We start from the raw sequence: 13,101 nt of genomic DNA, 5'->3' as shown, positions 1-13,101 counted from the left end.
TTACATAGTAACTTGTTTGTTACCTTGAACTTGAACGTCAACACGACGATCTGGTGCTAAACAAGCGATTAATGCTTTACGACCTTTAACTGCATCGCAAGTGTTGCCTGTTACAGGGTTAGCTGAACCGAAACCAGTTGCAGTAACGGAACCAGCATCAACACCTTTAGAAACTAAGTAGTTAGCTACTGTTTCAGCACGACGTTGTGAAAGTGGTAAGTTGTAAGAATCTTTACCAATACGGTCAGCGTAACCATTTACTTGTACTGCTGGATTTGCTACTTGAGCAATTTCACCATAGATGCCGTCTAAAGTTGCCGCTGCTTCAGGTTTTAATGTAGCTTTAGCGAATGCGAAAGTCACATCACTATTTAAAGTGAAAGTTTTGTTAACCACTTCAGGCGCTACTACTGGAGCTGCACCTTGACCGAAACGATAAGATAAACCAGCCGTTACAGAGTGAATTTCTGGTGTATAATCATAACGAGAACCGTCAACATTTTCTAATTTACCCACTTTATTTAACCAAGTGTATTCAATACGTGCTGCTAATTCAGGTGTAATTGCATACTCAACACCCGCACCTAAAAGTAATGAAGTTCTTAAGCTGTGTGCACGAGTCGCATTATTAAATGTTTGACCTTGCCCATATGTTTTGTAGTCTGAACGAATTAATGCAGCACCTACTTTACCATAGAAATCTAAACCAGATAATGCTGGAGTAAGAACACCTAAGTCAACACTTGGTTTTAAGCTAAAATGTGCACCATGGTTAGTATGTTTTGCTGTAGTTTCACCATCAGTACGGAGTTTTGCACGACCAAAATCATCGTAACCTATTTCAACGGCTAAACCTAAGTTGTCTTGGTTAAGAATTTGGTAACCACCAAATACACCGTAAGTTACAGAATTTGTCTTAGTACCGAATGCTTGAGTTTCGTCTTCGTATTGAGTATAACCGTCATGGAATGACGCCCAACCTGCTTTAGCACCGGCATAGAAAGTATTTTGTTGTGGAGCAGCTTGAGCAACTGATGCTGCTGCTAAACCAGCGATAGCTAATGCGATAACTGTTTTTTTCATTGTGATGATCCTCTTATTTTAGTCATCTAATTTCAAAAAATATCAGCTGGACTCAGCTGAATTCCGAGTACAAAAAGATGTACTGTTTATTATCTCCACCATAATATTATGGTTTCGAATATACCTATTTTAGGGTTAACAAATCTGCCCTACTATCCTTTTGATACATTCATTTACCTTAATGTTGATTAAGGAAATACTTCAAAAGTGTGCTTATTATCCAATGAAAAAATACAAAAATCAAATATTTTTCACCAAGCAGGTCAATTAATAAACAAAGCACCCCTAATCTGATTCATTTTTATACAATCTAGCCTAAACAATTTATAAAATTGATTTTGCATAGGCTCTCTCATAAATTTCAATTATTTAACTGCATTTTCTATTTCAGTCACCATAGCATCCATAGACGCTAAGCCACCAAAAGCTAAATACCAGTTAGCAGCATTTAAATACACAATATGATTATTTTGTGCCGCTTGTGTTTTATTAATAATTGCATTATTTAAGACCTGTTGAGCGTTATTAACTTTATCTGTCACTGCCGCAGTACGATCAATGATTAATAGGTAATCTGGATTTTTCTCTACAACATATTCAAAGCCTACACTGTTACCATGAATTGACGCTGATAGCGCTCTATCAATCGGGGTAAAACCAAAATTTTGATACACCATCGCATAACGAGATTGATCACCAAAAGCACTAATCCGACTTTCATTCACTAAGGCGACTAATGCTGTTTTACCTTTAGTTTTCTCTGCCAATGCAGACATACGTTTGTCTAATGCATCTAATTTTTGTTTAGCTTGCTCTTCTTTATTAAAGATTTTACCAATAGCTAAAATATTAGCTTGAAATGATGGGTAAAAATGAGCAAAATCGTTTTCTAGCATAAATACTGGGGCAATACCTTTTAAACGCTCAATAAGTCTTTTCTGACGTGGTGATGCAATAATTAAATCCGGATTTAATTCATTAATTTTCTCAAAAGCAGGATCTGGCGATGTTCCCATATCTGCATATTTAGCATCATGAAATTCATTTAAATAAGCAGGGATTTTACCCTTTACAGTACCAACGATAGTGGATTTTTCATCCAATTCACGAATCACATCAAGGGCAGCAAAATCTAGTACCACTACTTTTTGTGGATTTTGTGGCACAATTTGCTTACCTGCCGCATTTTCTACCTCAATATCTTTGGCATTGGCAAAATTTACTACGCTAGTAGCAACAAGTAAGCCTAACGCAAGTTTTTTAAATATATTTTTCATAAAGTCTCCTTTTATGTGCTGTTAATATATAAATTTTATCTAAAATAAACCGCAATTTTCTGCTGTTGAATATGCTCAATATTAATCGACATATCATAAATTTGCTCTAGTACTGGTGTTTGCATTATCTCATCAACTGAACCTTGTTGCACTAATCGTCCATTTTTCATCGCAATAATATAATCAGAATAACAGGATGCAAAATTAATATCATGAATAACGATCACAATGGTTTTCTGCAGTTCACTGGCTAATTTACGTAACACCTGCATAATTTGTACCGAATGTTTCATATCCAGATTATTCAACGGTTCATCCAGCAAAATATAATCCGTATCCTGTGCCAACGTCATGGCAATATAAGCACGTTGACGTTGTCCACCACTGAGTTGATCAATATATTGATGACGGAACGCATCCAAGTTCATATAACCAATGGCATTATCAATAAAAGTGCGGTCGTTTTTAGTTAAATTTCCTTTACTATAAGGGAAACGCCCAAATGCGACTAATTCTTCCACGGTTAAACGTAAATTAATATGATTTGATTGCTTTAAAATAGAAAGCTGTTTGGCAATTTCACAACTTTTTTGCTGACTTAATGGTATATTATTTAATCGTACCTCCCCTTGTTCTGGCGAAAGTAAACGACTCATGATCGCCAATACGGTACTTTTGCCAGCACCATTTGGTCCAATAAATGAGGTAATTTTTCCTTGTGGAATGCTGACCGAAACACTATCCACTACTTTTTTATTGCCATAGCTTTTACTGATATTGTGAATTTCAATTGTCATAACTTGCTACCATTTTTTCTGTGTTCGCAACAGTAAATAAATAAAATACACCCCACCGACAAAGTTGATAATAATACTCAATGTGGTATTAAAGGTAAATACTTGAGACACCAATACTTGCCCGATAACCAAGGTGATAATCGCCATTAAAACAGCGGTTGGAATTAGAATTTTATGTTTAAACGTAGGCATAAATTCAAAAGTGACATTCATCACTAACAACCCTAAAAAGGTTAATGGTCCCACCAATGCGGTAGAAACTGAGGTTAAAATAGCTACAATAATCAGTAAATGTCGAATAATTTTTTGATATGAAACACCAAGATTAATTGCCTGTTCACGTCCTAATGCCAATACATCAAAATAACGCCAATACCGCATACTCACGACAATGGTGACCAATAAAATGACCATGGCTAACCATAAAATATCTAAATTCATTCGGTTAAAACTGGCAAAACCAATATCCTGTGCAATTTGAAATTCGTTGGGATCAATTAATACTTCCATAAAAGTGGTTAAACTTTGGAAAAACGTCCCGCAGACAATCCCCACCAACAATAAAAAGAATAAATTTTGTTGTTCTTGTTTAAATAAAAAATGATAAAGCAATAAAGCAAATATCACCATGATGGCTGTTGAACCTAAAAATAACAGAATAGGATCAACCGATAACAACGTAGTTGAACCGAATAAAAAGATAATTAATGTTTGAATTAACAAATAAAGCGAATCCAATCCCAATACACTTGGTGTTAAAATACGGTTATTCACCACCACTTGGAAAATCATCGTCGCGACTGCAATCGCTGCTCCTGTTGCCATAATAGCCAACACACTCAATGCTCGATGATGTAATGCATATTCCCAACGACTAGGCAAATTATAGCCAAGGTAAGCACATATAGCTAAAAGGGTTAAACTACATAGTAATATTAATTTTCGATGATGCATTGATTTCATCTTTTAACCCTGTTGATAACGTTTAAATAATAAAATCAGAAATATCGCGCTACCAAACACACCCACAACAGCATTGATAGAAATTTCGTAAGGGAAAATCACAAGGCGACCTAAAATATCACAAAACAGTACAAATACCGCTCCTAGTAACGCAGTATGTGACAGAATCTTTTTCAAATTATCACCTAAATAAAGGGTAACTAAATTTGGCACGATCAAACCTAAAAATGGAATGACACCGACAGAAACAATAATAATTGAAGACACTGTCGCGACAATAGCGAGCCCTAAATACAGGACCTGCTGATAATTCAACCCAAGATTAGTTGCAAATTCTTCGCCCATTCCGACAATGGAAAACCGATTGGCAAATAAATAAGCAATAATTAACGCTGGTAAGCTAAAATACAGCATCTCATAACGCCCAGCCATGACCAATGAAAAATCCCCTTGCAGCCAGCCAGCAAGGTTTTGTAACAGATCTTCTTTATAAGCAATAAATGCCGTAATAGAGCTGATAATATTACCAAACATAATTCCCACTAAAGGGACAAAAATACTGTCTTTAAATTTGAGACGAGACAGAATGCTCATAAATAGCAATGTTCCCAAAAAAGAAACAGCAATAGCAATGCCTGTTTTCACTAACATTGATGCGGATGGGAAAAGTAAAATAGCAATTAAAATACCTAATCTGGCACTATCCATTGTACCTGCGGTGGTGGGTGAAACAAAACGGTTACGACTCAATTGTTGCATAACTAAACCACAAATACTCAACGCAGATCCCGCAATCAAAATGCTGACCAAACGTGGTACACGACTAATGGCAAAAATTTCCCATTGTTCACCGTCAAGGGCAAATAAACCCGTCAAATTTACCGTGCTAACACCGATAAACAGGGACAACACAGAAAGCAAAATAACCAACAAAAATAAGTAACGGCGTTTAATCAAATTATATCCTAACTAGAACACAAACAAATGAGAATCATTATGCTTAAAGAATAGCATAGAAAACATGTTTTTCAAAATAAAAGTACGGTACAAATTCTTTTAAAACTTGTACCGCACTTCGCTATAAATATTAAAATTTAAGAAGCCTTTCAGCTGATTTTGCTTTCACTAAGAAATTTTTACGTTCTTTATCCGCCATACCTGAATTAGTACCCGGTAATTTAACTGTCATCGGGTTTACTGCTCGACCATTAATATGGAATTCATAATGTAAATGGGCTCCCGTAGAAATACCAGTATTACCTGTTAAAGCGATACGTTCACCACGTTTTACCGACTGTCCTGCTTTCACTAAGGATTTACTCAAATGCATATAAATCGTTTGATATTCACGACTATGACGAACGACAATATAGCGTCCTGCACCACCCGCTTGATAAGCTACTTTTTCTATAATTCCATCTGCTGGCAAAATAACCGGCGTGCCCACTGGCACGGCAAAATCTACCCCTTTATGGGGACGAACTCGTCCTGTTACTGGATGACGACGTGATGGGTTAAACGGCGATGAAATCCGAGCTTGACGCTGTAATGGAATACGAGCGAACCCTTTACCAATCGTTTCCCCTTGACGATTATAATAACGACCGTTATCCGCCTGAATGGCATAATAACTTTTTCCACCGGTCATAATATGGATAGCGTCAACATTACCTTGTCCGGTTAATTTATTATCTAAATATTCACGTGTCACCAACACTGCAAAATTATCCCCTTTAGACAACCTTGCCACATTCACTTGCCATTGAAGTGCGGTGCTTAATTGATTAATTTGGCGATTATTCAAGCCTAAATTACGTAAACTCGTATACAATGAACCTTCAATTTTGCCTTTCAATACATCTCTTTGCCAAATACTTTTCTTCTCTAGAATTTGGCGAGCAAATTTGCCGGTATCGTTCAATTCATAAATCCGTTCTTCTTTTTCAGAAACTAACCAGTTTAAATACTCCAGCTCATTTTCATTATTTAAAATCCAATAGAACTGTTGGCCGGCTTTAAGATTTTTTAATTCGGGATAGCTCGCAATTAACTTTTTGCTGGTTTCATCTTCTAAACCTGACATTTCTAGTACATCGCTTAATTTATCACCACGCACGACAGTATAAGAAAATTGATCAGTTATACGCTTGGCTTGACCTATAGCATCCAACAACTCATCGATAATACTTTGAGCCTCTTCGGGTAATTTATCGCTAAGATCCACTTGATCTACCTCATCATCTTCCGGTAATAATTCATCATCATAAGATGTTGCATCTAAATGCGAGTTCGGATCATTGTTTTTTTCTGTAAGCGTTAACGCTTGATATTGATTTTCAATTGATGGATCGACTGTTGCTAATGACTCATTCTCAGCTGTATTTTTTAAGGTTAAAATTCCACCCGTTATGATACAAAGTAAACCAAAAAAGAAAATCACCGCTTTAATACGTGATTTTCTTCTGCGTCTTTCCCGAGCTAACTTAACGTGCTGAACCACTATACAACCTGTCCTAATAAAAACCTGTGTGCTTATGACAAAAAATATAATAAAAAATTCACTATAAATGATAATTTTTATATTGCTCTAACAGATTCTCTTGCAAAGGTGGCATTTGTAAATAAAACCCTTGTTGTTGAATGTACTGCATCACTTTTTGATTATTTGCATGCGCCAAGGGCTTGTTGCCTTTTAAGTTAAATAACATGACAAAAATCGGCGTGCCAAAAATCTGACGTAAACTATCCGGCACGGCATTAAATTGATCGCGCTTTTCCACATAAAGATACATCCCGTCTTTTTTCTTACTTTTATAAATAGCACACAGCATATAAAAAATATTCCCCCTAAAATTTAACGCTTGTGAGAATAACAGAAATCGTTAGAATGTACAGCACAAATAATTTAAGGAAAGAAACATGCAACTCCCTTTATTACGATCCGCCAAACTGATTAGACGCTATAAACGCTTTTTAACTGACATTGAATTACCTAACGGTGAAATTATCACTATTCATTGTGCCAACACCGGTGCAATGACGGGTTGTGGTTCGCCCGGGGATATTGTATGGTATTCTGATTCAGGTAGTACCACTCGCAAATATCCTCATTCATGGGAAATCACGCAATTAACCAACGGTCAATTGGTGTGTGTTAATACACACCGCTCCAATCAGCTTGCATTTGAAGCTTTACAAAATAAACAAATTAAAGAATTAAGCGAATATGATCAAATTTTGCCTGAAGTAAAATATGGCGAAGAAAATAGTCGCATTGATTTTCTCCTTAAGGGCGACGGGCTACCCGATTGCTATGTAGAAGTAAAATCAATTACTTTAGTAAAAAATAATATCGGCATGTTCCCTGACGCCATCACTACTCGCGGTCAAAAACACTTACGAGAACTACTCACGATGAAAAAACATGGACACCGTGCTGTTGTCTTATTTACCGGCTTACACAATGGTTTTGATTGTTTTAAAATTGCCGACTATATCGATCCTGAATACGATCGTTTACTAAAAGATGCACAAAAACAAGGAGTTGAAGCCTATGCTTATGCCGGAGAATTTGAAATTTCACAACAAATTCCCACCGCACTTTCACTCACTCACGCCGTTCCATGGGTAAAATAAATAAAAAAATTGGATTTTTTGATAATTATTCTTATTTAACCCTTGACAATATATTTGAGAATAGCTATCATTAGCACCATTCAAACAATAATAGATAATCACTCCATCATTTTACGCCACTCCCCCCCCACAAAGAGTGGCGTTTTTTTGCCTAAAATCAACGAGATCTGCACTTATGTGCTAGGCTAAACATAAAATGATATTTCAAGCTTTATTTTGATGTATCCAACACCGGAAAGGATTTCACCAAATCATCAATCGCTTTCATTTGACTAACAAAGCCCTCTAAAACAGATAATGGTAAAGCTGAAGGACCATCACATTTGGCTTGATTAGGATTTGGGTGGGCTTCTAGGAATAAGCCCGCGATGCCAATGGCTAAACCTGAACGAGCGAGTTCGGTCACTTGTTCACGGCGACCACCTGATGCAGCACCGAAAGGATCACGACATTGTAATGAATGGGTCACATCAAAAATCACAGGACTACCCTTTGATGCTTTTTTCATCACACCAAAACCTAGCATATCCACCACTAAATTATCGTAACCAAAGTTAGTCCCACGATCACATAAGATCACTTTGTCATTACCACATTCTTCGATTTTTTCTACAATATTTCCCATTTGTCCGGGACTTAAAAATTGTGGTTTTTTCACATTAATCACCGATCCCGTACGAGCCATGGCTGCCACAAGATCAGTTTGACGAGCCAAAAATGCAGGTAATTGAATCACATCTACTACGTCAGCAACAGGTTGACATTGGTAAATCTCATGCACATCGGTAATGATTTTTACGCCAAATTGATCTTTTAATTCTTGGAATATTTTTAACCCTTGGTCCATTCCTGGTCCACGGTAAGAATGAATGGACGATCGATTAGCTTTATCAAAAGAGGCTTTAAATACATAAGGTACGCCTAATTTTTGTGTTACTTCTACATATTTCTCGCACACTTGCATTGCCATATCACGGCTTTCTAGTACGTTCATACCGCCAAATAATACAAAGGGCAAGTGGTTCGCGACTTGAATATCGCCAATGTTTATGATTTTGTCTGTCATACTGTTTCCTTTTAATGTAACAAGTCGTTATGCAATTCTTTCTTAATTTCTGGCAATTGAGCCATCAGCATGAATGCCGTTGGATCATCGGGGCATTTTTCTACAAAATACTGCAAATCTTCCACAGCTGCATGATATGCCCCCATTTGGGCTAACACCAAACCACGATCTCGCCGTTCGTAAGGTTCAAATGCTTTATAAGGATAATCCTCATATTTATAATTTAACAAACGGCTTTCAATATACTTTAATGCCGCATCATTATGTTCTTCCCGAATTAAACAGCTTTTTGCCAGTTGAGCAAAGCGTTCTCTCAACTCATGTGGTTTAGCAACGGCTAAGTCTTCTTGCGACATCGTCGCCCCAAAGCCAAATGTGCCCTCGTAGAGTTTTTGCAAATCCTGCTGATTTAAATATTTACCGTCCCAAGGATCAATAAATGCCACTTCATTATCCACATCAGCACGCAAAATGAGTTGGGTCGGAAACATCACAGGATACAACGGTAACGCTAATTTATCCGCTAAATACAACAGAATACAACCTAGGCTGACTGGCATTCCACGGTGCGAACGTAACACATAGCTTAAATACAGATTTTCCGTTTGAAAATAATGTTGTGGATCGCACTCAAAACCCCAATCACCATACATTAATTGTAGCAATTTATGGATTTTAACTCTCACATCATCATCCGCCGGAATAACCTTACGAGCTTTTCGCACTAATCCGCCCATCAAAGAACGAATCGTACGTAAATCTTCTCCGTCATCTTCCGTGGTAATTAAATAGAAACTTTCCATTTCTAAGTAAAGCGATTGTTTAAGTAAATCTATTTTCATTTTAACCTTGCTAACGTAACTCGTTCATTACCACCATAATCCTTGACAGTTTGTACCGAGTGCCATAAATTTTCCGTCAAAAACGACCGTACTTTTTTACCCTGTTGCCAACCATGTTCTAACAAAAGCCAACCTTGTGGTTGTAAAAACTGCGGTGCTTTTGCAATAATTTTTTGTAAATCTGCATAACCTTGATCTTCTGCTATCAATGCAGATAAAGGTTCAAAACGTACATCACCTTGCTGTAAATGCGGATCTTGCGGATCAATGTAAGGCGGATTACTGACAATAATATCAAAGTGTTCGGTAATATTTTGAAACCACGAGCTTTGTTGAAATTCTACATCAAGCAAATCATTTTGCTCTGCATTTTGTCGAGCTAATGCCACAGCACCGGCCACCAGATCCACGCCTAAAATGCGATATTTTGTACCGCACTTTTTTAACTCATCTGCTATAGCTAACGCAATCGCTCCTGTTCCGGTGCCTAAATCTAAAATTGATACTTTGCCTTTTTGTTGTATTTTTTCTTTAGCAACATTTAATGCGTGTTCCACCAACATTTCAGTATCAGGGCGTGGAATTAAGGTATCAGGTGATACTTTTAAATTCAATGACCAGAATTCAGTTTCACCAAGAATATAAGCCATTGGCTCACCCTTGGCACGACGTTCTAAAAGTGCGGTTAATTTTTCGCAATTTTCTTTACTCAATTCCCGATCGTTAAACGCCATTAATTGCAATTTCGAGTAACCAGTGACAAATTGTAATAATAAATAACTATCCGTTTTGGCGTTTAAATAAGGATCGTTGGTTAAATTTTCGGTTAAGTATTGTTTGGCATAAACGATCCATTGTGCGATATTCATTACGCCTGTTCCGATAATGCCGCCAACTGATCCGCTTGATATTCGGTAATAATCGGTTGAATCAGTTCATCAATTTTGCCATTCATGACTTCATCAAGACGATATACAGTTAAATTAATACGGTGATCGGTTACTCGACCTTGTGGATAGTTGTAAGTACGAATTTTATCAGAACGATCACCTGATCCGAGTAAATTACGGCGAGTATCTGCTTGTTCTGCAGCTTGACGTTCCTGCTCTGCTTGTACAATACGAGATGCTAACACTGACAAGGCTTTCGCTTTGTTTTTATGTTGTGAACGTTCATCTTGACATTCTACCACAATACCCGTTGGAATATGAGTAATTCGTACCGCTGAATCGGTAGTGTTGACGTGCTGACCACCTGCCCCTGATGAACGATAAGTATCAATCCGTAAATCTGTTGGATTAATTTCTGGCAATTCGCTTTCAGGCAATTCTGGCATCACCGCTACGGTACAAGCAGAGGTATGAATCCGCCCCTGACTTTCAGTTTTTGGCACACGTTGTACACGATGCCCCCCTGATTCAAATTTCAACTGACCATACACACCATCGCCAGAGATTTTGACGATAATTTCTTTGTAGCCCCCTTGCTCACTTTCGTTGGCACTCAAGGTTTCCATTCGCCAACGCTTGCTTTCAGCATAACGGCTATACATACGGAATAAATCACCAGCAAAAATGCCCGCTTCATCACCGCCAGTACCCGCACGGATCTCTAAATAAGCATTATATTCATCATTCGGATCTTTCGGTAAAAGTAAAACTTGCAACTGTTGCTCTACCCTTTCTACTTCTTCTCGGCATTCCTCAATTTCCATTTCCGCCATTTCTCTCATATCGGGATCATCCAGTAGAAGTTCGGCTTCTTGCATATTAGAATGGAGCTGTTTCCAACGAGAAAAGGCTTTCACCACATCTTCTAATTGAGCGTATTCCTTAGAATAAGCTCGGAATTTATCTTGATCGCTGATCACGCTGGCATCACCTAATAAGGCTTCTAATTCTTCATAGCGTTCATTTAGGCTGTCTAATTTGCTGATAATACTGGGTTTCATCTCTGACCTGTTAATCTTGTTTTAATACTAAAAAATTACTGTATTTTAACATAGATTTTATCCCTGGGTATATGGAAAATTTTCTCTGTGCTTTCGTGATGTACCGGTGGTCTAAGCAATCTAAGCATAGCACTGTTCTGCCAGGGTTATATGATGATCTCAAAGAGACGGAACATCGTTACTAGACTTAACCCTGTAGAAAGTGCGGGATAATACTGATTTTGCCACAATAATTAATTTTTTATTGTTCTCACCGCCTAAAACAAGGATAATACACAGGATTAACTTACGAATTTTACTGATAACAATACGTTAGCTTATTTATGGAATATATTTTACTGATCATTTCCACCGCACTTATTAACAATTTCGTGTTGGTGAAATTTCTCGGCTTATGCCCTTTTATGGGGGTATCCAAAAAAGTGGATACTGCTGTCGGCATGGGGCTAGCAACCATGTTTGTGATGACCGTGGCGTCCTTGAGTGCCTATTTAGTCGATACCTATATTTTAGCCCCCTTTAACGCACAGTTTTTGCGTACTTTAGTATTTATTTTAGTGATTGCAGTGGTGGTGCAATTTACTGAAATGGTGATTCATAAAACCAGTCCAACACTCTATCGTTTACTCGGTATTTTTTTACCATTGATTACCACTAACTGTGCCGTACTCGGCGTAGCATTATTAAATATTAATCTCGCTCATAATTTAACCCAGTCAGTGGTGTATGGTTTTTCTGCATCACTGGGATTTTCTTTAGTGTTAGTATTATTTTCCGCTTTGCGTGAACGTCTTGCCGCCGCAGATGTGCCTCTGCCGTTTCGTGGTGCATCCATTGCATTAATCACCGCGGGTCTGATGTCCCTTGCTTTTATGGGTTTTGCTGGCTTAGTGAGAGCTTAACCAATGACAACCTTATATTGTGTGTTAATCGCCATTAGCGTACTCGCCTTAATTTTTGGCGTGGTACTCGGTTTCGCCTCCATAAAACTCAAGGTGGAAGCGGATCCCATTGTGGAAAAAATTGATGCGCTATTGCCACAAACTCAGTGTGCACAATGTGGTTATCCGGGTTGTCGTCCTTATGCTGAAGCCATTGCCAATGGTGATGTGATCACCAAATGTGTCCCCGGTGGTCAACAAACCGTGGTAAAAATTGCTGAATTAATGGGCGTTGATGTACCAGCAATGGACGGCATGGAAGAACCGGAAGTCAAAGTAGCATTTATTCACGAAGATATGTGTATTGGTTGTACAAAATGTATTCAAGCCTGTCCAGTAGATGCCATTATTGGTACCAATAAAGCCATGCATACGATTATTCCCGATCTTTGTACTGGTTGTGAACTTTGCGTGGCACCTTGTCCAACAGATTGTATTAGCATGGAAAAAGTGGAAAAGCCGATTGAAAGCTGGAACTGGAAAATCGATCCGAAAATGGTAATTCCAATTAAGTATGAAAATAAAATGGTAGTGGGAGAATAAAC

At 37.8% G+C, this 13,101-nt stretch carries 14 protein-coding genes; 3 read left to right on the top strand and 11 right to left on the bottom strand.

What is annotated here, in order from left to right; genetic code table 11:
• The 7 genes from ompA to E0709_RS05890 all read right to left on the bottom strand — a co-directional run bounded on the left by ompA (position 1) and on the right by E0709_RS05890 (position 6,951).
• Entirely contained in the window at positions 1-1,083 is a 1,083-nt protein-coding gene (gene ompA / locus E0709_RS05920; protein ID WP_132300614.1) for a porin OmpA, read from the bottom strand.
• Positions 1,084-1,448: 365 nt separating this feature from the next.
• The gene (locus tag E0709_RS05915) at positions 1,449-2,360 is read right to left on the bottom strand and encodes a siderophore ABC transporter substrate-binding protein (RefSeq protein WP_132300616.1); all 912 of its coding nucleotides are present in this window, start codon (positions 2,358-2,360) and stop codon (positions 1,449-1,451) included.
• A 35-nt stretch (positions 2,361-2,395) separates the two neighbouring features.
• The gene (locus tag E0709_RS05910) at positions 2,396-3,157 is read right to left on the bottom strand and encodes an iron ABC transporter ATP-binding protein (RefSeq protein ID WP_132300618.1); all 762 of its coding nucleotides are present in this window, start codon (positions 3,155-3,157) and stop codon (positions 2,396-2,398) included.
• Between the two features lie 6 nt (positions 3,158-3,163).
• Positions 3,164-4,120 (bottom strand): iron chelate uptake ABC transporter family permease subunit, encoded by a 957-nt coding sequence (locus tag E0709_RS05905; protein WP_132300620.1) that lies wholly within the window; start codon positions 4,118-4,120, stop codon positions 3,164-3,166.
• Positions 4,121-4,123: 3 nt separating this feature from the next.
• Positions 4,124-5,077, bottom strand: a complete 954-nt coding sequence (locus E0709_RS05900) for an ABC transporter permease (RefSeq protein WP_279387413.1) — start codon at positions 5,075-5,077, stop codon at positions 4,124-4,126.
• 130 nt (positions 5,078-5,207) lie between these two features.
• On the bottom strand, positions 5,208-6,620 hold the full coding sequence (mepM, locus tag E0709_RS05895; RefSeq protein ID WP_132300622.1) for a murein DD-endopeptidase MepM: 1,413 nt from the start codon (positions 6,618-6,620) through the stop codon (positions 5,208-5,210).
• Between the two features lie 61 nt (positions 6,621-6,681).
• Positions 6,682-6,951, bottom strand: a complete 270-nt coding sequence (locus E0709_RS05890; RefSeq protein ID WP_132300624.1) for a YcgL domain-containing protein — start codon at positions 6,949-6,951, stop codon at positions 6,682-6,684.
• An 88-nt stretch (positions 6,952-7,039) separates the two neighbouring features.
• Here E0709_RS05890 and sfsA point away from each other — a divergent pair, with 88 nt between their 5' ends.
• Complete coding sequence (sfsA, locus tag E0709_RS05885; protein WP_132300626.1) at positions 7,040-7,756, top strand: DNA/RNA nuclease SfsA; 717 nt, start codon at positions 7,040-7,042, stop codon at positions 7,754-7,756.
• Positions 7,757-7,967: 211 nt separating this feature from the next.
• Here sfsA and kdsA read toward each other — a convergent pair whose 3' ends face one another.
• Genes kdsA through prfA form a run of 4 tightly spaced genes read right to left on the bottom strand, consistent with a single transcriptional unit; the run spans position 7,968 to position 11,615 of the window.
• Positions 7,968-8,822, bottom strand: coding sequence for a 3-deoxy-8-phosphooctulonate synthase (gene kdsA / locus E0709_RS05880; protein ID WP_132300628.1), 855 nt, complete (start codon positions 8,820-8,822; stop codon positions 7,968-7,970).
• Between the two features lie 11 nt (positions 8,823-8,833).
• Positions 8,834-9,664 (bottom strand): SirB1 family protein, encoded by an 831-nt coding sequence (locus E0709_RS05875; protein WP_132300630.1) that lies wholly within the window; start codon positions 9,662-9,664, stop codon positions 8,834-8,836.
• Positions 9,661-10,533, bottom strand: a complete 873-nt coding sequence (prmC, locus tag E0709_RS05870) for a peptide chain release factor N(5)-glutamine methyltransferase (RefSeq protein ID WP_132300632.1) — start codon at positions 10,531-10,533, stop codon at positions 9,661-9,663. Before prmC ends, E0709_RS05875 begins: the two co-directional genes overlap by 4 nt.
• A complete protein-coding gene (gene prfA / locus E0709_RS05865) occupies positions 10,533-11,615 on the bottom strand; it encodes a peptide chain release factor 1 (protein ID WP_132300634.1) in 1,083 nt (360 codons plus the stop codon). Before prfA ends, prmC begins: the two co-directional genes overlap by 1 nt.
• Positions 11,616-11,938: 323 nt before the next feature.
• On the opposite strand from prfA, the gene rsxA reads away from it, so the two are divergent.
• On the top strand, positions 11,939-12,517 hold the full coding sequence (gene rsxA / locus E0709_RS05860; RefSeq protein WP_132300636.1) for an electron transport complex subunit RsxA: 579 nt from the start codon (positions 11,939-11,941) through the stop codon (positions 12,515-12,517).
• Positions 12,518-12,520: 3 nt separating this feature from the next.
• Positions 12,521-13,099, top strand: a complete 579-nt coding sequence (rsxB, locus tag E0709_RS05855) for an electron transport complex subunit RsxB (protein ID WP_132300638.1) — start codon at positions 12,521-12,523, stop codon at positions 13,097-13,099.
• The last annotated feature ends 2 nt before the right edge of the window (positions 13,100-13,101 follow it).

The sequence above is a fragment of the Lonepinella koalarum genome, assembly GCF_004565475.1.
Classification (GTDB): Bacteria; Pseudomonadota; Gammaproteobacteria; order Enterobacterales; family Pasteurellaceae; genus Lonepinella; species Lonepinella koalarum.
The sequence above is the reverse complement of the archived record's forward strand: the minus strand, read 5'-3'. Positions and strand labels throughout refer to the sequence as shown.

What these genes read in the sequence shown, in the direction of transcription:
- E0709_RS05910 (WP_132300618.1), bottom strand. Translation starts at nt 3,157, where the DNA reads ATGACAATTGAAATTCACAATATCAGTAAAAGCTATGGCAATAAAAAA.
- E0709_RS05905 (WP_132300620.1), bottom strand. Translation starts at nt 4,120, where the DNA reads ATGAAATCAATGCATCATCGAAAATTAATATTACTATGTAGTTTAACC.
- ompA (WP_132300614.1), bottom strand. Translation starts at nt 1,083, where the DNA reads ATGAAAAAAACAGTTATCGCATTAGCTATCGCTGGTTTAGCAGCAGCA.
- rsxA (WP_132300636.1), top strand. Translation starts at nt 11,939, where the DNA reads ATGGAATATATTTTACTGATCATTTCCACCGCACTTATTAACAATTTC.
- prfA (WP_132300634.1), bottom strand. Translation starts at nt 11,615, where the DNA reads ATGAAACCCAGTATTATCAGCAAATTAGACAGCCTAAATGAACGCTAT.
- E0709_RS05875 (WP_132300630.1), bottom strand. Translation starts at nt 9,664, where the DNA reads ATGAAAATAGATTTACTTAAACAATCGCTTTACTTAGAAATGGAAAGT.
- E0709_RS05890 (WP_132300624.1), bottom strand. Translation starts at nt 6,951, where the DNA reads ATGCTGTGTGCTATTTATAAAAGTAAGAAAAAAGACGGGATGTATCTT.
- kdsA (WP_132300628.1), bottom strand. Translation starts at nt 8,822, where the DNA reads ATGACAGACAAAATCATAAACATTGGCGATATTCAAGTCGCGAACCAC.
- E0709_RS05915 (WP_132300616.1), bottom strand. Translation starts at nt 2,360, where the DNA reads ATGAAAAATATATTTAAAAAACTTGCGTTAGGCTTACTTGTTGCTACT.
- rsxB (WP_132300638.1), top strand. Translation starts at nt 12,521, where the DNA reads ATGACAACCTTATATTGTGTGTTAATCGCCATTAGCGTACTCGCCTTA.
- sfsA (WP_132300626.1), top strand. Translation starts at nt 7,040, where the DNA reads ATGCAACTCCCTTTATTACGATCCGCCAAACTGATTAGACGCTATAAA.
- prmC (WP_132300632.1), bottom strand. Translation starts at nt 10,533, where the DNA reads ATGAATATCGCACAATGGATCGTTTATGCCAAACAATACTTAACCGAA.